We start from the raw sequence: 17317 nt of genomic DNA, 5'->3' as shown, positions 1-17317 counted from the left end.
CGCTTCATTTTCCACCACTCATCACCTATCCTAAGCCCCACCTTTGGGCACAGGATGAAGATAATGAAACGGACAAAAAATATTCGTCATGCCGCTTTCCGTAAAAGCTGGCAGGCACGCCATTTAACGCCGGTCGCACTGGCGGTCACCGCCGTGTTTATGCTGGCAGGCTGCGAACAGAGCGATGAAACGGTTTCGATGTACCAGAACGCCGATGATTGTGCGAAAGCCAATCCGGGCCAGAGCGCCCAGTGCACCACCGCTTACAACAACGCGCTGAAAGAGGCTGAGCGCACCGCGCCAAAATACGCCACGCGTGAAGATTGTGTCGCGGAATTCGGCGAAAACCAGTGTCAGCAAACCCCGGCACAGGCGGGCGTCGGTACCACGGCGAACAACGCTGAAGCGCAGCAGAGCGGCAGCTTCTGGATGCCTCTGATGGCCGGCTACATGATGGGTCGCCTGATGGGCGGCGGCGCTGGCTTTGCGCAGCAGCCACTGTTCTCGCCAAAAACCCCTAACAGCCCGGCTAACGGCCAGTTTGTTGATGCTTCCGGCAAGAACTACGGTGCGGGCACCTCGGGCCGGACGGTAAACGTGCCGAAAACCGCGCTGGCGCCAAAACCGGCCACTACGTCCACCATCACCCGTGGCGGCTTTGGTGAGACGGTAGCCAAACAGAACACCATGCAGCGCAGCAGTGCCACCAGCACCGGCAGCCGCTCGCTGGGAGGCTAAGCCCGCGCATGCAACGTATTGCTATCAGCGAACGTCCGAACTGGCGCGAAAAGGCGACCGAGTACGGCTTTCAGTTTCACACCATGTATGGCGAACCCTACTGGTGCGAAGACGCTTATTACCAGTTTACGCTGGCGCAGATTGAACAGCTGGAAGCGGCCACCGCTGAACTGCACCAGATGTGCCTGCAGGCGGTAGAAAAAGTGGTGAACAGCGAAGCGCTGCTCACCCGTTTCTGCATTCCGAAACACACCTGGGATTTCGTGCGCGAATCCTGGCAGCAGCGTCAGCCCTCGCTCTATTCACGCCTCGATCTGGCGTGGGATGGCACAGGCGAGATCAAGCTGCTGGAGAACAACGCCGATACGCCAACCTCGCTGTACGAAGCGGCGTTTTTCCAGTGGATCTGGCTGGAGGATCAGCTCAACGCCGGCAACCTGCCGCAGGGCAGCGATCAATTCAACAGCCTGCAGGAGCAGTTGATTGAGCGCTTCGCCACGCTGCACCAGCAGCACGGTTTTAACTGGCTGCACTTTGCCTGCTGCCGCGATACGGAAGAGGATCGCGCCACGGTACAGTATCTGCAGGATTGCGCCACTGAAGCCGGTCTGCCGAGTGAATTTCTCTACATTGATGAGATCGGGCTGGGCGAAAAAGGTCAGTTTACCGATCAGCACGATCAGGTGATCAGCAACCTGTTCAAGCTCTATCCGTGGGAATTCATGCTGCGCGAGATGTTCTCGACCAAGCTGGCCGATGCCGGCGTGCGCTGGCTGGAGCCGGCGTGGAAAAGCATTCTCTCCAACAAAGCGCTGTTACCGCTGTTGTGGGAGATGTTCCCCAATCATCCTAACCTGCTGCCCGCCTGGTTTGCCGATGATGCCAGCGCGCCGCAGATGGAAAAATATGTGGTGAAACCGCTGTTTTCCCGCGAAGGTGCCAATATCACTATCGTGGAAAACGGTCAGGAAATCGCGCGCGCCGACGGCCCCTATGGCGAAGAGGGCATGATCGTCCAGCAGTTCTGGCAGCTGCCGAAGTTTGGTGACAGCTATACGCTGATTGGCAGCTGGCTGATTGACGATCAGCCTGCCGGTATCGGTCTGCGCGAAGATCGTGCGCTGATCACCCAGGATCTGTCGCGTTTCTATCCGCACACATTTATTGAGTAATGCACGTGCCGCCCGGTCTGCGGGCGGCACAGGTGTCAGCCAACCTGCACTGACAGCATACTGATCGAACCCATCTCCATGCCTTCCACCGGGATGCTCACCGCCTCACCTTCAGCACGCGCGCCGAGAATATACAGCAGCGGCAGATAGTGCTCCGGCGTCGGGTTAGCCAGCTGCGCGCCTTCATGCTGCTGATAATTCACCAGCGGATGCTGCACCGCCTCGCCTTCGTAGTCCAGATTATCGCGCACAAACTGGTTGAAGCTCTCCGCCCACGGATAAGCGCTTTCCGCGCCCTGCCAGCGAATCATGCGCAGGTTATGCACCACGTTGCCACTGGCCACCAGCATCACGCCTTCGTCACGCAGCGCCGCCAGTTTACGTCCCAGCGCAAAATGCCACGCCGCCGGCTGGGTGCCATCAATACTGAGCTGAATCAGCGGAATGTCTGCCTGTGGATACATCTTCGCCAGCACGCCCCACGAGCCGTGATCAAAGCCCCACTGCTGATCGGCCTGCACCGCCACCGGCGCCAGCAGATCGATAACGCGCTGTGCCAGCGCTGGCGAACCCGGCGCCGGATAGCGCACGTCGAACAGCGCCTGCGGGAAGCCTCCAAAATCATGGATGGTGCGCGGATTGCTCATCGCCGTCACCGCCGTACCGCGCGTGTACCAGTGCGCCGAGATGGCGAGAATAGCGCGCGGACGCGGCAGGGTTTCGCCCAGCTGCTGCCATACGCGGGTATAACGGTTGTCTTCTAATACGTTCATCGGGCTGCCGTGGCCGAGAAACAGAGCGGGCATGCGGGTCATTATTCATCCTCTGGCGTCGGGATCGCGTTAATGACTGTCACGATACGCGCTTTCGCCAGGGGAAAAACGCTGATAAGCGTGATGATGTTTATCAGCAAATTTGAACAAGATTTTGCCGACATAACTTTACGCTAAATAACTCGATATTTTATGGGGTTAACTATATTGTAACTGGTAATCATTATCATTAAGGAGCCCATCATGTCAGTACCTTTGCTGCTAACCATCCTGGCTGGCGGTGCCACTTTCGTCGGCGCGATTTTTGGCGTGCTCGGTCAAAAGCCGTCGAACCGCGTACTGGCCTTTGCGCTCGGCTTTGCCGCCGGCATCATGCTGCTGATTTCCCTGATGGAAATGCTGCCCGCCGCGCTGCATGCGGAAGGAATGTCGCCGGTGCTTGGCTACGGCATGTTCATGCTCGGCTTACTGGGTTATTTCGCCATGGATCGCCTGCTGCCGCACCAGCATCCGCAGGATCTGATGGCGGTCAATCGCCGCCCCACCAACCTGAAACGTACCGCGATCCTGCTGACGCTCGGTATCAGCCTGCATAACTTTCCCGAAGGCATTGCCACCTTTGTCACTGCCAGCAGCGATATGGAGCTGGGGCTGGGCATCGCACTGGCCGTCGCGATCCACAATATTCCGGAAGGGCTGGCGGTGGCCGGACCGATGTACGCCGCCACCGGCTCGAAAGCCAAAGCGCTGTTCTGGGCCTGCCTGTCCGGCATGGCGGAGATTCTTGGTGGCATCATCGCCTTTCTGCTGCTGGGGCCGGCGGTCTCACCGGTGATGATTGCGGCGATTATGGCGGCGGTGGCGGGCATTATGGTGGCGCTGTCCGTGGATGAACTGATGCCGCTGGCGCGCGAAATCGATCCGCATAACAATCCCAGCTACGGCGTGCTGTGCGGCATGACGGTGATGGGTCTGAGCCTGACGTTGCTGCAAACCAGCGGGGTAGGCTGACGCGAGATTCGTCTTATTCATCACCACTTCGGCCTTAACTCTCAACGACTTAGTCTTGTTAAGGCGTAGTCGAGACGGGTCTTGTTAACACCCGACGGCGGGCTCATTACACTCCACGCGACTCTTAGAAAGCAGTGGAGTGTTATGTTAATTCAGGGAGCCATTTTATGCCTGGCGATGAATATCTATCATGAAGCGCGCGGCGAACCGGTAAAGGGACAGATTGCCGTCGGCACTGTCACCATGAACCGGGCTAACTGGGACGTCAAAGAGATCTGTCCGGTGGTGTACGCACCCAAACAGTTCTCCTGGACGTCTCTGCACAAACATCCCCATCGCCATCCGCCGCAGCATGACAAAAGCTGGCAGCGCGCGCAGCGCCTGGCCCAGCGGATTGTCGAGGGTAAGCTGGCGGATGTGACAAAGGGCGCGACCTTCTTTCATGCGCACAGCGCCAGACCGGCGTGGCGCCACGCCTTCCAGCGTACCGTGGTGATAGGCAATCACGTTTTTTACGCCAGCCGTTAATCATAAAATAAGGCCGGATGCATCACATCCGGCCTTATTTATTTCACGTCGGCTTAACTGGCCTGACGGGTTTCATGCTGGCGGCGCCAGGCCACCAGGTCTTCAATGGTCACCACCGGCATGGCGTGCTGCTTCGCAAACGCAATTACTTCCGGCGCGTGCGCCATGCTGCCGTCATCATTGGTCAGTTCGCACAGCACACCCGCAGGTTTGAAGCCCGCCAGCGTCACCAGATCGAGCGTCGCTTCGGTGTGGCCGCCGCGCGCCAGCACGCCGCCGTCGCGCGCGCGCAGCGGGAATACGTGGCCGGGACGATTCAGATCGGACGGTTTAGCGTCATCGGCAATCGCCGCGCGGATGGTGGTAATACGGTCGGAGGCCGATACGCCGGTCGTCACGCCGCTGGCCGCTTCAATGGTCACGGTAAAACCGGTGCCGTAAGAGCTGGTGTTGTTCTCTACCATCATCGGCAGATCCAGCTGCTGGCGGCGCGCTTCGTTAATGCACAGGCAGACAATGCCGCTGCCGTGACGAATGCTCAGCGCCATCTGTTCCACGGTCATGGTTTCGGCGGCGAAGATCATATCGCCTTCGTTTTCGCGATTTTCATCGTCCAGCACCATCACGCCGCGCCCGTTGCGCAGCGCATCGATGGCGCGTTCTACACGCTGTTCCGGCGTGCCAAATTCAGAAAGAAGCGTCTGATTCATGGTAAAAAAACCTTATTAATAAAATATGAGTTACCAGAACCAGGGCGAGCTTAGGAGTGCGTAGAAAACACATGGCAATAACGTGACGCGGGCGCAGCCCGGCTGATGTCGTTACCCTCTCCCATCCGGACTTTAACCGTCGGCCCCGGAATTACACCGGATCTGCTGACCTTTCACTTTACAGCGAAAGCGCTCGCGGGCTTTCAGCCGAAGCTGATTTACCGCCGGTGGGGAATTTCGCCCCGCCCTGAGAATAAGCGAAATTACTATAGCGCCAATCACCTGGTCGGGCAATCAACAAAAGTGCAAATGCTTTTGCACTTCATGCGTTGCGGATTTCGGGTTTAACCTTTTCGTTTCTGGCATTACACTTAATGTTTGATGAGTCGGAACACGCGCTGTTATCAGCCACCGTAACCAGGAAACAACCATGATCGACACGAAAAAAATTGAACAACTGGCGCGCCAGGTGCACGAAGCGATGCCAAAAGGTATTCGCGACTTTGGCGACGATGTGGAAAAGAAAATTCGTCAGGTATTGCAGGCGCAGTTAACCCGCATGGATCTGGTTAATCGTGAAGAGTTTGACGTGCAGACCCAGGTTTTGCTGCGCACGCGTGAAAAACTGGCGGCGCTGGAGCAGCGTCTGGCGAAGCTGGAAAGTGAAAGTCCGGCGGCCCCGGCTCCGGCGGTGATCACGCCAGATCCGGCAGGCAAAATCGATACGCCTCAATAAGGTTTACGCGGCGGGAGTTCGCTCCCGCCGGCTACGTGTTTACTGATTGCGAATGGTTTTGATGATGTTGGTGGTGGAGATACCGTCTTCAAAGTTGAGCACCCGCACGTCACCGCCGTTGGCCCACACCTCTTTACTGCCCGCGATATCTTCCGGCTTATAATCACCGCCTTTCACCAGCAGATCCGGCAGCACTTCGGCAATCAGCCGCTGTGGCGTATCCTCTTCAAACAGCACCACCCAGTCTACGGCTTCCAGCGCACCCAGCACGATCATGCGGTTTTCCTGCGGGTTCACCGGGCGGGTTTCGCCCTTAAGACGTTTGGTGGAAGCATCGCTGTTGACCGCCACGATCAGGCGATCGCCCAGTTTGCGCGCGTTGGCCAGGTAAGAGACATGGCCGGCGTGTAAAATGTCGAACACGCCGTTGGTCATCACTACTTTCTCACCGCGCTGGCGCGCCTGCGCCACCGCCACTTTCAGCTCGGCTTCGGTCATCACGCCAAAGCCGCTGTCCGGCCGCGCGTGAATCGCATTCTCCAGCTCCACGGTACTGACGGTTGAAGTCCCGAGCTTGCCGACCACCACGCCAGCCGCAGCATTGGCGAGGAAGCAGGCATCCTCCAGACTTTCACCGGCAGCCAGCACTGCGGCCAGCACGCCGATCACCGTATCGCCGGCACCGGTGACGTCATACACTTCCTGCGCCTGAGTGGGCAGATGCAGCGGCGCTTTGCCCGGCTGCAGCAGCGTCATCCCGTTTTCCGAACGCGTCACCAGCAGCGCGGAGAGATCGTAATCGGCAATCAGCTGCATACCGCGGCTGACAATCTCCTCTTCGCTTTTGCACTTGCCCACCACCGCTTCGAACTCGGACAGATTGGGCGTCAGCAGCGTCGCGCCGCGATAGCGTTCAAAATCGGTGCCTTTCGGGTCGATCAGTACAGGCACCTGCGCCGCACGCGCCAGCTGAATCATGGTCTGCACGCTGCTCAGCGCGCCTTTGGCATAATCAGACAGCACCAGCGCGCCCGCCTGTGCCAGCGACTGACGCAGGCGATCGTGAATCGGCTGCGGGTCGACCTGCTCAAAGCCCTCTTCAAAGTCGAGGCGAATCAGCTGCTGGTTGCGCGACAGCACGCGCAGCTTGGTGATGGTCGGATGGCTATCAAGGGCGACGAAATCGCACTCAACCTTCACCTGCGCCAGCGTTTCGCGCAGCACGCGCGCAGCGTCATCTGCACCGGTCAGGCCGATAAGGCGCGAGTCCGCACCGAGTGCAGCGATATTCATCGCCACGTTGGCCGCGCCGCCCGGACGCTCTTCAATGGTATCCACTTTAACCACCGGCACCGGGGCTTCCGGTGAGATCCGGCTGGTCGGGCCGTACCAGTAGCGGTCTAACATCACATCGCCGACAACCAGCACAGCGGCCTTGCCAAACGCGGGCAGTGTTACTTTCATGCAGAGACTCCAGACTTCAACGTTCAGTCAAAATAATGCGCGGATAATAGCATAGAAGCCGCCAGGCTCACTGCTCCGTGTCATCCGCGTCGCTCGCGGCCAGCCAGCGCTGCCAGCTGGCGTGCACCACGGCGCGTTCGTCAGCGAACGATGCCGGATCGACATGACCCGGCAGTTCCTGCAGCGCCAGATGGTGCAGCGCATCGCGCAGCGTGACGTAAGCGTGCGTCAGCGCCTGCGCTTCCTCATCAGCCATGATGCCGTGGCGCGCCATCAGTTCAAAAATGCGCACGTTATCCGACCAGCGCGTCAGCGCCGGCTGGCTGGCGGCGTAACCTAAGACCAGATACTGCGCAATGAATTCAATATCGGTGATACCGCCCTCATCGGTTTTAATCTCCCAGCGGCCTTTGTGCTTGTTACTGAGGTGCGCGCGCATTTTCTCACGCATCTCACGCACTTCGGTTTGCAGCTTCGCGCCTTCACGCGGCAGGCACAGAATACCGCGCCGGATCGCATCGAAGCGCTCACACAGCGCCGGTTCGCCAAACACGATGCGCGCGCGCACCAGCGCCTGATGTTCCCACGTCCAGGCTTCATGGCGCTGATAGTCGTCAAAGGCAGCAAAGGTGCTGACCAGCATGCCGGCCGCGCCAGAGGGGCGCAGGCGCGCGTCCACCTCATACAAAATGCCGGACGAGGTGCGGGTGCTGAACAGATGCATGACGCGCTGGGCGAGACGCAGGTAAAACTGACGCCCGTCGATAACGCGTTCACCGTCGGTTTCGGCATCGTCCGGACAGTCATGCAGAAACACCAGATCGAGATCCGAGCTGTAACCCAGTTCCCAGCCGCCCAGTTTGCCGTAGCCGACCACGGCGAAGCCGCGCTCGCTGTCGCTGGTGAGGTGCGAAGGGCGACCATAGCGCTGCACCATCATCTGCCACGCCTGCTGCACCACCGATTCAATGATCGCTTCCGCCAGCCAGGTTAAGTGATCGCTCACTTTCATCACCGGCAGGGTTCCGGCGATGTCGGCGGCGGCGATACGCAGATGCTGTGCCTGCTTGAACTGGCGCAGCGCTTCCAGCTGCTGCTCTTCATCATCGGTGGGAATGCGCAGCAGATACTGGCGCAGTTCATCACGATAGGCATCGGTGGCAGTGGGCTGATACAACGTGGCCGGATCGAGCAGTTCATCCAGCAGCAGCGGATAGCGCGCCAGCTGGCTGGCAATCATCGGCGAAGCGCCACACAGGCGAATCAGATGACGCAGCGCGCCGTGATACTCGGTCAATAACTCGAGATAGGTGCTGCGCGTTAATACGCCAAGCAGCAGCGGTGTCAGGCGCGCCAGCACCACATCGGCATCGTCACGCGCGCACACTTCGCTTAGCAGGCGCGGCATTAATTGATCGAGCGCCAGCCGGCCGCGCGGGCCGATGGTGCGGCGACTGACATCCTGACGGAAATCATTCAGCGCCCGATACAGCGCATGGCGCTGTTCCGCCTGCAGCTGCGGTACCACCGGCAGCAAATCGCTCTCTTCCAGCGCGTCCTGCCACAGGCTGGCGAACTCCGCCAGCTGCGGCTGATCGTCGATATCCGGCGCATCATCGCCTATCAGCTCGTCGAAAATGTGGCGCACGCCGGCCATGTGCTGTTCCAGCTGTGCCAGCAGCGTCGCCCAGTCCGCCATGCCCATCGCCCAGGCCAGGCGCTGGCGATCGAGCGGATTTTCCGGCAGCGTCTGCGTCTGCTCATCGTTGATGCTCTGCAGCAGATTCTCCAGCCGGCGTAAAAACAGGTAGGCGTCACGCAGATGGTCAACCTGCTCCGGCATTAACAGTGCCAGCTCACCGATGGCCTGCAGCGTCGGCAGCAGCGAACGCAGCTGAAGTGAGCCCTCACGTCCACCTCGAATCAGTTGAAACACCTGGACAATGAATTCGGTTTCGCGAATGCCGCCGGCGCCGAGTTTGATGTTGTCCTTCAGGCCGCGCCGCCGTACTTCGCGGGCAATCATGCCTTTCATGTTACGCAGCGACTGGATCACACTGAAATCGATGTAGCGGCGATAGACGAACGGGCGCAACATCTGCTGCAGCTCCTGGCTCCAGTGGCCGCCGTCGTCGCCCATCAGGCGCGCTTTCACCATCGCGTAGCGCTCCCAGTCACGACCCTGCTCCTGGTAGTAATCCTCCAGGGCGGCAAAGCTCAGCACCAGCGGACCGCTGTCGCCGAACGGGCGCAGGCGCATATCCACGCGATAAACAAAGCCATCGACGGTAGGTTGATCCAGCACCTTGATCAGGCGCTGCCCCATGCGGGTAAAGAACTGCGCGTTGTCGAGCTCGCGCCGGCCGCCGCGGGTGACGCCGTTTTCCGGCCAGGCAAAGATCAGGTCAATATCGGAAGAGAAGTTGAGTTCACCGCCGCCCAGCTTGCCCATACCCAGAATCAGCATCGGCTGCGCTTCGCCGGCGGCGTTGCACGGCGTGCCGAAATCGCGACAGCAATCCTGCCACACCCAGTCGCGCGCGGCGGTAATCAGCACTTCCGCCAGCGTGCTGAGCTGCGTCAGGCTCTGCCCGGTGCTGGCCTGCTCCAGCGCCTGCATCCACGCGATGCGCACCAGCATATGGCGGCGGAACAGGCGCAGTTCGCGCATCAGGGAGGCTTCGTTATCTACCGGCTGCAGCGCCGCTGCCAGCCAGGCCGCATAGTGCTGCCACTCTTCGGGCTGCGGCGGTTGCTGCTGCAGCTGTTGCCACCACGCCGGATGCTGCTGCAGGTTGTCCACGATAAAGTCACTAAAGGTCAGTGCGCCAGCCTGCTGCGGTGTGATCGCCGTCAGCGGCAGGCCCAGACGTTCTGCCACGCTGGCGAGCTGCGCCTGCATCAGCGTCGGTAACGGTAACGACATCTTCCCTCCCTGATGATTGATGGTGCCGTAGCCTTAGCGTTTCGCACCGTTATTCAGCCAGAACGGCGGTTGACGGATCGCCAGATTGACCAGTTGAATCAGACCGCGCTCCTGTTTTTCACGAATGGCGTGCTGCAACTCCTGCCAGCCCGCCAGCCACTGGCTGACCTCTTCAGCCGGATACGCCCCCGCCAGCAGATGCACCGCCAGCAACTGGCGGTTCAGGCGCGTAGCTTTGTCCTGAAATTCATTAAACAGCTGCACGTCGACGAAGGTTTCACGCAGATCCGCGCCGATGCGCCCCAGCATGATGTCGCTGAAGCGTTTAAACGATCCCTGCAGCTTACTTTTGCTCTTCTCGTCCAGCCACGGCTGCCACTGCGACTCCACCAGCCAGTGAGTAAGTGCTAACTGGGCTTCAACTGAGGTCGTTGAGAAGCAGACGGTTTCTGCGCTGGCCTCGCTGTCCGCCAGCAGCTCTTCCAGCCGGGTCAGCTTCTGACGCAGTTCGCTGTTGGCCTTGCGCGGCACCAGCGTGCCAAACAGGGAAAACGCCTGACGCAGCGTTTCCAGCGCTTCAATTACCCGTGCCCGGGCGTCTTCGTTACCGCGCAGCCAGACCTCTTCATGGTATTGCCAGTGGCCGAGCGCCGCGCTCATGGCGTGAACCATGCCCTGCTCCACCGTGGCTTTAGGGGCAATTTTCTGCAGCGGCAGCGCGCGCAATGGTCGCGGCGCGTTGCCCTGCGCCAGCTGATAACCGCGTGCCGCTTTGCTCAGGCTGCCGAGGCGCAGGCCGCCCGTGGCGATCAGCGCACTGGCGAAGGTCAGCATATCGCTGCGCGCTCCACGCTTAAGCTCCAGCTCCACTTCATACAGCGGCTCGCTCAGCTCCCCTGCGGCAACGCTGCCGCAATCGAAAGCCACTTCAATTTCGCTGTCGCCAACGCTCACCAGCCAGGTTTCACGCTGGAAATGGGTGCTGAACAGCGGCTGCAAACGCGACTGCAGCGCGGCAACATCGGTCCCCTGCGGCCAGATCTCTGCCGGCAGGCGGGCAATGTCCAGCTGCGGCTCGCTGAGGTCGACGTTGTATTCCGGACGCTGATGCAGACCGCCCAGCGTTTTGCCGGCGGTTTTCAGCGTCATTTCATAGCGCTGATCCACGCCGCGAATCCGCAGGCCCATATCCCAGCGGCGCAGCTGGTTGTCATCGGTTTCGTAATAGATGTTGGTCAGCTCACGCGCGGCGTGGTGCTGATGTGGCCAGGCGGCAAGCGTCTGCGCCAGTTTTTCGGCGGCTTGCGGGGTGGCAATGAACTTTAATTCGATTTCGATGGTCATAATTTTTTATTCAATACGCTGCTGGCACTTACGAGTTTAATCTGGCGAAGAGTAATGCACCGCAAGCCTGCTGTCTCTGCTTTCTTGTGCTTTTACGACCCTTTTCGCACCGCATTGAGACCAGGATAGTTCTCATTCAGATTTATGCGAAGCGACTCCAGACTGTGCCGGTAAATTTACGCCCATCATGAAAAAACGATATCGAATGAAAAAAATCACACTTGCCGCCCTCTCTTTGCTGGCTTTCAGCGCCATCGCACCGGCCCACGCGGCCGATGAAAAACGTTACATCTCCGACGAATTATCCACCTGGGTACGCAGCGGCCCTGGCGATCAGTATCGCCTGGTTGGCAAGCTGAATGCCGGGGAGGAAGTCACGCTGCTGCAAACCAATAATGACTCGCAGTACGCGCAAATCCGCGATGCAGAAGGCAAAACTAACTGGATCCCGCTGTCGCAGCTCAGCGCCTCCCCCAGCCTGCGCACTCGCGTGCCGCAGCTGGAGCAGCAGGTCAAAGAGCTGACCGACAAACTGGCGAACATTGATAACAGCTGGAATCAGCGTACGTCAGAGATGCAGAACAAGGTGGCCAACAGCGACGGCACCATCAACGGCCTGAAAGAAGAGAATCAGAAGCTGCGCAACGAGCTGATTGTGGCGCAGAAGAAGGTCAGCGCCGCTAACGTTCAGCTGGATGACAAACAGCGCACCATCATCATGCAGTGGTTTATGTATGGCGGCGGCGTGCTCGGTGTGGGTCTGCTGCTCGGTCTGCTGCTGCCGCACATGGTGCCGCGCCGCAAGAAAAACGATCGCTGGATGAATTAAAGCCGCCACGCCATTTGTGGTTTGCCTGGAGGGGATCGTAAGATGCCCCTTTTGGCATGCCCGCTTTTTCGCCAAAGTATGCAACAATAACGTAACAAGCGTGCGCGGCACGCAAAAGTGGATTGCCTCTGGAGTGGTTGAGTGAAGACGTTTCTGGTCGGTGGCGCAGTGCGTGACGCCTTACTGCGTTTGCCGGTAAAAGATAGAGATTGGGTGGTGGTGGGCGCAACGCCCGACAGCATGCTGGCGCAGGGCTATCAGCAGGTGGGCCGGGATTTTCCGGTTTTTTTACACCCTGAAAGCCGTGAAGAGTATGCGCTGGCGCGCACCGAGCGCAAAAGCGGCAACGGTTATACTGGCTTCGTGACCCAGTTCGCGCCGGACGTGACGCTGGAGCAGGATTTACAGCGTCGCGATCTGACCATCAATGCCATCGCGCAGGCCGCTGACGGCACGCTGATCGACCCTTATCACGGCCAGCAGGATTTGCAGCAGCGCACCCTGCGTCACGTGTCGGCAGCTTTTAATGAAGATCCGCTGCGCGTGCTGCGCGTGGCGCGTTTTGCTGCCCGTTTCGCCCACCTCAATTTCCGTGTGGCCCCTGAAACCCAGGCGCTGATGCGCGAGATGGCGCACAGCGGTGAACTGGCGCACCTCACCGCAGAGCGGGTGTGGAAAGAGACGGAAAAAGCGCTGCTGACGCGCAATCCTCAGGTCTATTTCCAGCTGCTGCGCGACTGCGATGCATTACAGGTGCTGTTCCCGGAAATCGACAACCTGTACGGCATTCCGGCCCCCGTTAAGTGGCATCCGGAGATCGATACCGGCGTCCACGCGCTGATGACGCTGACCATGGCCGCAGCGCTCTCCGACCAGCTTGACGTGCGTTTCGCCACGCTGTTCCACGATGTGGGTAAAGCGCTGACGCCGCCAGAGAAGTGGCCGAGCCATCATGGTCACGGCCCGGCCGGCGTACCGATTGTTGAAGCGCTGTGCCAGCGGCTGCGTGTGCCGAACCAGGTGCGCGATCTGGCCCTGGTAGTGACGGAGTTTCACGATGTGGTGCACACCATTGAACGCCAGCCGGCTGACGCGCTGGTGGCGCTGTTTGACCGCATCGACGCCTGGCGCAAGCCCGATCGCGTGGAAAAGATGGCACTGACCAGCGAAGCCGACGCTCGCGGGCGCACGACGCTGGAGAGCATGGCTTATCCGCAGGGCGATTATCTGCGGCGCGCGTTTGCGCTGGCGCAGGCGGTGCCCACCAAAGCGGTGGTCGAGGCCGGTTTCACAGGCGCGGCGGTGCGGGAAGAGCTGACGCGTCGGCGCGTGCTGGCGTTGCAGGAAGGGTTAATCGACGCGCGGCCAGCGTAACCGGCCGCGCCTCGCGTATTACATAAAGATGGCGTAAACCGCTGCCGCGACGATAAAGCGGTAGATGGCAAACGACACAAACGAGATACGTTTGATCAGCTCAAGGAACACTTTGATCGCCAGCAGCGCGACAATAAAGGCGGTCACGAAGCCCACGGCAAACATCGGGAAATCCTGCATCGTCAGGAAGCCCATGCTCTTGTAGAGATCGAGTCCGGTAGCACCGATCATCATCGGTACCGCGAGGATGAAGGAAAACTCGGACGCCGCATAGCGGCTGACGCCCATCAGCATACCGCCGGAGATGGTGGCACCGGAACGCGAGAAGCCCGGCCACAGCGCCAGACACTGGAAGCAGCCAATCATAAACGCCTGGCGATAGGTGATGTCATCAATGCCCACCGCTTTCGGCTGCTTTGGCTTGAGATATTCCGCCGCCAGCAGCAGCACACCGCCCACCACCAGCGCGTACATCACGTTGATCGGGTTAAACAGGGTTTTAATCTGGTCATGCAGCACCAGGCCAATCACCACCGCCGGTACCATACCCAGCAGAATGTGAATCAGCGTCAGTTTTCCGCTGCCGACGCCTTCGTGGCGCTCCTGGCCGAAGTGAATGCCGATCAGGCCAAACAGCCGGCGCCAGAACATCACGACTACGGCGAGGATTGAGCCCAGCTGGATCACCACTTCAAAGGTTTCCGCCTTCTCACCCTCGAACCCCAGCAAATGGCCAACAATAATCATGTGGCCTGTGGATGAGACCGGCAGGAACTCCGTAAGGCCTTCCACAACCCCCAGGATTGCAGCTACCCATAGCTGATGAATGTCTGCCATCAAATTTTACCCTCTATCCGTTTTAAACAGTAAAAAGGCGGTCGCGCACCGCTACCGCCTGAAATTATGCCTGCACCTTGCTGAAGGAAACCTTAACGATTTCGGTCACTTCCCCTTCATCAGCGCAGCGGCCTCCACTGAGACACACCATAATTTGGTTTGGTTTCATTGTGATGGCAATCACGCAGGATTTATTTAGGAATAGTCCCGCGCTCAATTCTCACGCCCACGCTCGCCGCCTGGGCGACAGCCCCCGGTTTACCTACCTTCACGCGTACTCCGGGCGTTTTGAAACGATTCATCAACAGATCGGCGATTTCTTCTGCCACCCGTTCGACCAGCGCAAAACGCTGTCCCTGCAGATGACTGAGGATCGCTTCGGTGACATCGGCGTAGCTCAGACAGTGGTTCACATCGTCGCTCACCGCCGCCTGACGGTTGTCCCACGCCATTTCGACATCGAGCACCAGCTTCTGCTGCATGCCCTGTTCCCAGTCGTAAACGCCAATGGTGGTGAACACGGTGAGTTGTTCTATAAATACGATATCCATGATGTCACTCTCTGTTTTTGGCTTAGCCGGATACCACTTCCGGCGGATTATGCGTATTATCCACGCTTATCGAGAACAAAACGACCCAAAAGGAACGGTACGAAGCTATGAGTGCTATCGCGCTTGGTATGATTATTTTCGCGTATCTTTGCGGCTCGATTTCCAGTGCGATCCTGGTTTGTAAACTCGCTGGTTTACCCGATCCCCGCAGCGCAGGCTCTGGCAATCCAGGCGCCACCAACGTGTTACGTATTGGCGGTAAAGCCGCCGCTGCCGCGGTACTGATTTTCGACGTGGCGAAGGGAATGGTGCCGGTATGGATCGCCTGGTGGCTGCACGTCACGCCGATGTATCTTGGTCTCACGGCCATCGCCGCCTGCCTTGGCCATATCTATCCGGTATTTTTCCGCTTTCGCGGCGGCAAAGGTGTGGCCACCGCGTTTGGGGCCATCGCGCCGATTGGCTGGGACCTGACCGGCCTGATGACCGGCACCTGGCTACTGACGGTGCTGCTCAGCGGTTACTCATCGCTGGGCGCGATCGTCAGCGCGTTAATTGCCCCGTTTTATGTCTGGTGGTTTAAGCCGCAGTTCACCTTTCCGGTGTCGATGCTGTCATGCCTGATTTTGCTGCGCCATCACGACAATATTCAGCGCCTGTGGCGCGGTCAGGAAAACCGCGTGTGGAAGCGTAAAAAGAAGAAATAAAAAAACCGGCGCGCAGCCGGTTTTTTTATCATCAGATGGCCGGTAATTCCGCCAGCGGCCAGCGTGGCCGCACGCTGACACCCAGCTCACCGCGCGTGCCGCCTTTCAGCCGCACCATGCCGGCATAGGCAATCATCGCGCCGTTGTCGGTGCAGAACTCCGGACGGGCATAAAACACCTCGCCGCCGCGCGCGCTCATCATGGTTGCCATGCGTTCACGCAGCGTGCGGTTGGCGCTCACGCCGCCGGCAATCACCAGGCGTTTAAAGCCGGTCTGCTCCAGCGCACGCTTGCATTTGATCATCAGCGTATCCACTACCGCATCTTCAAAGGCGCGGGCGATATCGGCACGCGCCTGTTCGTCACCGTCATGTTCGCGAATGGTATTCGCTGCGAAGGTTTTCAGGCCGGAGAAGCTGAAGTCCAGTCCCGGACGATCGGTCATCGGACGCGGGAACTTAAAGCGATCCGGCGTGCCCTGCTGTGCCATGCGCGACAGCATCGGGCCGCCCGGATAATCCAGCCCCAGCAGCTTGGCGGTTTTATCGAACGCTTCCCCGGCGGCATCGTCAATCGATTCGCCCAGCAGCGTATATTCACCAATGCCGGTGACGCTGATCAGCTGCGTGTGGCCGCCGGAGACCAGCAGTGCCACGAACGGGAATGCCGGTGGGTTGTCTTCCAGCATCGGCGCCAGCAGATGGCCTTCCATGTGATGAACCGGCACCGCTGGCACGTTCCAGGCGAACGCCAGCGCGCGGCCAATGGTGGCGCCAACCAGCAGCGCACCGACCAGGCCGGGACCGGCGGTGTACGCCACGGCGTCAATCTCTCCGGCCTGCAAGCCCGCCTGTTTCAGCGCGGCCTGGATCAGCGGCACGGTTTTCCGCACGTGATCGCGCGAGGCCAGTTCCGGCACCACGCCACCGTAATCGGCATGTAATTTCACCTGGCTATATAATTGATTCGCCAGCAGACCGGACGCATCGTCATAAATCGCGATGCCGGTTTCATCGCAGGACGTTTCAATACCCAGAACTCGCATAGCTTTATCACCCTCTTCTTGCGGCGCGCAGTGTAGCACAGGCCGGCTGACGCCTGCCCCCTTCCGCACGCGAAAAAGTGTTTTTCTGTCGCGCAAAGAGTGCGCTATACTCCACGGCCTGAAAAAACCGGCAGCCGCACAGGCAAACGCTCCTGTTGGTTCTAAATTGTCCATGGTGCTTTACAAGCCAGCCGCGCCTGGAGTAAAATGCTGCACCATTTTGAAAAGTGCTGGCGCCGCAGTCAGCAGCAAAAACCGAATTTTATCGAGGTGAGAGTTACATGCCGGTAATTAAAGTACGTGAAAACGAGCCATTCGACGTAGCACTGCGTCGCTTCAAGCGTTCCTGCGAGAAAGCAGGCGTTCTGGCTGAAGTTCGTCGTCGTGAGTTCTATGAAAAACCAACGACTGAACGTAAGCGCGCTAAAGCGTCTGCTGTTAAGCGTCACGCCAAGAAACTGGCTCGCGAAAACGCACGCCGCACTCGTCTGTACTAATTTCTTTTCGGAAGTTCGCTTCCGCCGCGTGTTAAACGCAGACAGAGTCAAGTAAGAGGCCGTGCTTTCCGAAAG

At 59.1% G+C, this 17317-nt stretch carries 17 protein-coding genes and 1 riboswitch; of the genes, 9 read left to right on the top strand and 8 right to left on the bottom strand.

All coding sequences use genetic code 11. From position 1 onward, the window contains the following. Positions 1-63: 63 nt before the first annotated feature. Together H7K56_RS15780 and H7K56_RS15775 are read left to right on the top strand one after the other, a co-directional pair. Positions 64-738 carry a DUF1190 family protein gene (locus tag H7K56_RS15780; RefSeq protein WP_182689030.1) on the top strand — a complete coding sequence of 225 codons (675 nt, stop codon included), beginning with the start codon at positions 64-66 and terminating at the stop codon, positions 736-738. 8 nt (positions 739-746) lie between these two features. Beyond that, positions 747-1910: a glutathionylspermidine synthase family protein gene (locus H7K56_RS15775; RefSeq protein ID WP_150360393.1), complete on the top strand. Its 1164-nt coding sequence runs from the start codon at positions 747-749 to the stop codon at positions 1908-1910. Between the two features lie 35 nt (positions 1911-1945). Here H7K56_RS15775 and ygiD read toward each other — a convergent pair whose 3' ends face one another. Continuing rightward, on the bottom strand, positions 1946-2725 hold the full coding sequence (gene ygiD, locus H7K56_RS15770) for a 4,5-DOPA-extradiol-dioxygenase (RefSeq protein WP_104188257.1): 780 nt from the start codon (positions 2723-2725) through the stop codon (positions 1946-1948). A 201-nt stretch (positions 2726-2926) separates the two neighbouring features. Here ygiD and zupT point away from each other — a divergent pair, with 201 nt between their 5' ends. Then, complete coding sequence (gene zupT, locus H7K56_RS15765) at positions 2927-3694, top strand: zinc transporter ZupT (RefSeq protein ID WP_021509618.1); 768 nt, start codon at positions 2927-2929, stop codon at positions 3692-3694. A 144-nt stretch (positions 3695-3838) separates the two neighbouring features. Continuing rightward, entirely contained in the window at positions 3839-4222 is a 384-nt protein-coding gene (locus tag H7K56_RS15760) for a cell wall hydrolase (protein ID WP_021509619.1), read from the top strand. Between the two features lie 53 nt (positions 4223-4275). Here H7K56_RS15760 and ribB read toward each other — a convergent pair whose 3' ends face one another. Next, positions 4276-4932 carry a 3,4-dihydroxy-2-butanone-4-phosphate synthase gene (gene ribB, locus H7K56_RS15755; RefSeq protein WP_010618704.1) on the bottom strand — a complete coding sequence of 219 codons (657 nt, stop codon included), beginning with the start codon at positions 4930-4932 and terminating at the stop codon, positions 4276-4278. 109 nt (positions 4933-5041) lie between these two features. Further along, positions 5042-5191: riboswitch (FMN riboswitch) on the bottom strand. A 171-nt stretch (positions 5192-5362) separates the two neighbouring features. Between ribB and ubiK the strand changes: the two genes are divergently transcribed. Continuing rightward, positions 5363-5668, top strand: a complete 306-nt coding sequence (gene ubiK / locus H7K56_RS15750) for a ubiquinone biosynthesis accessory factor UbiK (protein ID WP_010618705.1) — start codon at positions 5363-5365, stop codon at positions 5666-5668. Between the two features lie 39 nt (positions 5669-5707). On the opposite strand, the gene hldE is transcribed toward ubiK, so the two are convergent. The 3 genes from hldE to H7K56_RS15735 form a co-directional block, all read right to left on the bottom strand. Continuing rightward, positions 5708-7132: a bifunctional D-glycero-beta-D-manno-heptose-7-phosphate kinase/D-glycero-beta-D-manno-heptose 1-phosphate adenylyltransferase HldE gene (gene hldE / locus H7K56_RS15745; RefSeq protein WP_021509620.1), complete on the bottom strand. Its 1425-nt coding sequence runs from the start codon at positions 7130-7132 to the stop codon at positions 5708-5710. 67 nt (positions 7133-7199) lie between these two features. Beyond that, the gene (gene glnE, locus H7K56_RS15740) at positions 7200-10058 is read right to left on the bottom strand and encodes a bifunctional [glutamate--ammonia ligase]-adenylyl-L-tyrosine phosphorylase/[glutamate--ammonia-ligase] adenylyltransferase (RefSeq protein WP_150360392.1); all 2859 of its coding nucleotides are present in this window, start codon (positions 10056-10058) and stop codon (positions 7200-7202) included. A 33-nt stretch (positions 10059-10091) separates the two neighbouring features. Continuing rightward, positions 10092-11402 carry a CYTH domain-containing protein gene (locus tag H7K56_RS15735; protein ID WP_150360391.1) on the bottom strand — a complete coding sequence of 437 codons (1311 nt, stop codon included), beginning with the start codon at positions 11400-11402 and terminating at the stop codon, positions 10092-10094. 205 nt (positions 11403-11607) lie between these two features. Between H7K56_RS15735 and H7K56_RS15730 the strand changes: the two genes are divergently transcribed. Together H7K56_RS15730 and H7K56_RS15725 are read left to right on the top strand one after the other, a co-directional pair. Further along, complete coding sequence (locus H7K56_RS15730; protein ID WP_010618709.1) at positions 11608-12231, top strand: TIGR04211 family SH3 domain-containing protein; 624 nt, start codon at positions 11608-11610, stop codon at positions 12229-12231. Between the two features lie 141 nt (positions 12232-12372). Continuing rightward, complete coding sequence (locus H7K56_RS15725) at positions 12373-13605, top strand: multifunctional CCA addition/repair protein (RefSeq protein ID WP_021509623.1); 1233 nt, start codon at positions 12373-12375, stop codon at positions 13603-13605. 18 nt (positions 13606-13623) lie between these two features. Here the strand turns inward: H7K56_RS15725 and bacA are convergent, their stop codons facing one another. Both bacA and folB read right to left on the bottom strand, forming a co-directional pair. Beyond that, on the bottom strand, positions 13624-14442 hold the full coding sequence (gene bacA / locus H7K56_RS15720) for an undecaprenyl-diphosphate phosphatase (RefSeq protein WP_031280132.1): 819 nt from the start codon (positions 14440-14442) through the stop codon (positions 13624-13626). Between the two features lie 191 nt (positions 14443-14633). After that, on the bottom strand, positions 14634-14993 hold the full coding sequence (gene folB / locus H7K56_RS15715; protein ID WP_021509625.1) for a bifunctional dihydroneopterin aldolase/7,8-dihydroneopterin epimerase: 360 nt from the start codon (positions 14991-14993) through the stop codon (positions 14634-14636). Between the two features lie 107 nt (positions 14994-15100). Here folB and plsY point away from each other — a divergent pair, with 107 nt between their 5' ends. Next, on the top strand, positions 15101-15700 hold the full coding sequence (gene plsY / locus H7K56_RS15710; RefSeq protein ID WP_021509626.1) for a glycerol-3-phosphate 1-O-acyltransferase PlsY: 600 nt from the start codon (positions 15101-15103) through the stop codon (positions 15698-15700). Between the two features lie 31 nt (positions 15701-15731). On the opposite strand, the gene tsaD is transcribed toward plsY, so the two are convergent. Then, positions 15732-16745: a tRNA (adenosine(37)-N6)-threonylcarbamoyltransferase complex transferase subunit TsaD gene (gene tsaD / locus H7K56_RS15705; protein WP_031280133.1), complete on the bottom strand. Its 1014-nt coding sequence runs from the start codon at positions 16743-16745 to the stop codon at positions 15732-15734. Between the two features lie 281 nt (positions 16746-17026). Here tsaD and rpsU point away from each other — a divergent pair, with 281 nt between their 5' ends. Next, positions 17027-17242, top strand: a complete 216-nt coding sequence (rpsU, locus tag H7K56_RS15700; protein WP_001144069.1) for a 30S ribosomal protein S21 — start codon at positions 17027-17029, stop codon at positions 17240-17242. The last annotated feature ends 75 nt before the right edge of the window (positions 17243-17317 follow it).

The organism is Pantoea dispersa, assembly GCF_014155765.1.
In the GTDB taxonomy this organism is placed as follows: domain Bacteria; phylum Pseudomonadota; class Gammaproteobacteria; order Enterobacterales; family Enterobacteriaceae; genus Pantoea; species Pantoea dispersa.
This window is presented reverse-complemented; position numbering and strand designations above follow the sequence as displayed.

Coding starts and splice junctions, on each gene's coding strand:
- folB (WP_021509625.1), bottom strand. CDS start 14,993: ATGGATATCGTATTTATAGAACAACTCACCGTGTTCACCACCATTGGC.
- H7K56_RS15735 (WP_150360391.1), bottom strand. CDS start 11,402: ATGACCATCGAAATCGAATTAAAGTTCATTGCCACCCCGCAAGCCGCC.
- ygiD (WP_104188257.1), bottom strand. CDS start 2,725: ATGACCCGCATGCCCGCTCTGTTTCTCGGCCACGGCAGCCCGATGAAC.
- plsY (WP_021509626.1), top strand. CDS start 15,101: ATGAGTGCTATCGCGCTTGGTATGATTATTTTCGCGTATCTTTGCGGC.
- ubiK (WP_010618705.1), top strand. CDS start 5,363: ATGATCGACACGAAAAAAATTGAACAACTGGCGCGCCAGGTGCACGAA.
- H7K56_RS15775 (WP_150360393.1), top strand. CDS start 747: ATGCAACGTATTGCTATCAGCGAACGTCCGAACTGGCGCGAAAAGGCG.
- H7K56_RS15760 (WP_021509619.1), top strand. CDS start 3,839: ATGTTAATTCAGGGAGCCATTTTATGCCTGGCGATGAATATCTATCAT.
- rpsU (WP_001144069.1), top strand. CDS start 17,027: ATGCCGGTAATTAAAGTACGTGAAAACGAGCCATTCGACGTAGCACTG.
- zupT (WP_021509618.1), top strand. CDS start 2,927: ATGTCAGTACCTTTGCTGCTAACCATCCTGGCTGGCGGTGCCACTTTC.
- glnE (WP_150360392.1), bottom strand. CDS start 10,058: ATGTCGTTACCGTTACCGACGCTGATGCAGGCGCAGCTCGCCAGCGTG.
- tsaD (WP_031280133.1), bottom strand. CDS start 16,745: ATGCGAGTTCTGGGTATTGAAACGTCCTGCGATGAAACCGGCATCGCG.
- H7K56_RS15780 (WP_182689030.1), top strand. CDS start 64: ATGAAACGGACAAAAAATATTCGTCATGCCGCTTTCCGTAAAAGCTGG.
- hldE (WP_021509620.1), bottom strand. CDS start 7,132: ATGAAAGTAACACTGCCCGCGTTTGGCAAGGCCGCTGTGCTGGTTGTC.
- ribB (WP_010618704.1), bottom strand. CDS start 4,932: ATGAATCAGACGCTTCTTTCTGAATTTGGCACGCCGGAACAGCGTGTA.
- bacA (WP_031280132.1), bottom strand. CDS start 14,442: ATGGCAGACATTCATCAGCTATGGGTAGCTGCAATCCTGGGGGTTGTG.
- H7K56_RS15730 (WP_010618709.1), top strand. CDS start 11,608: ATGAAAAAAATCACACTTGCCGCCCTCTCTTTGCTGGCTTTCAGCGCC.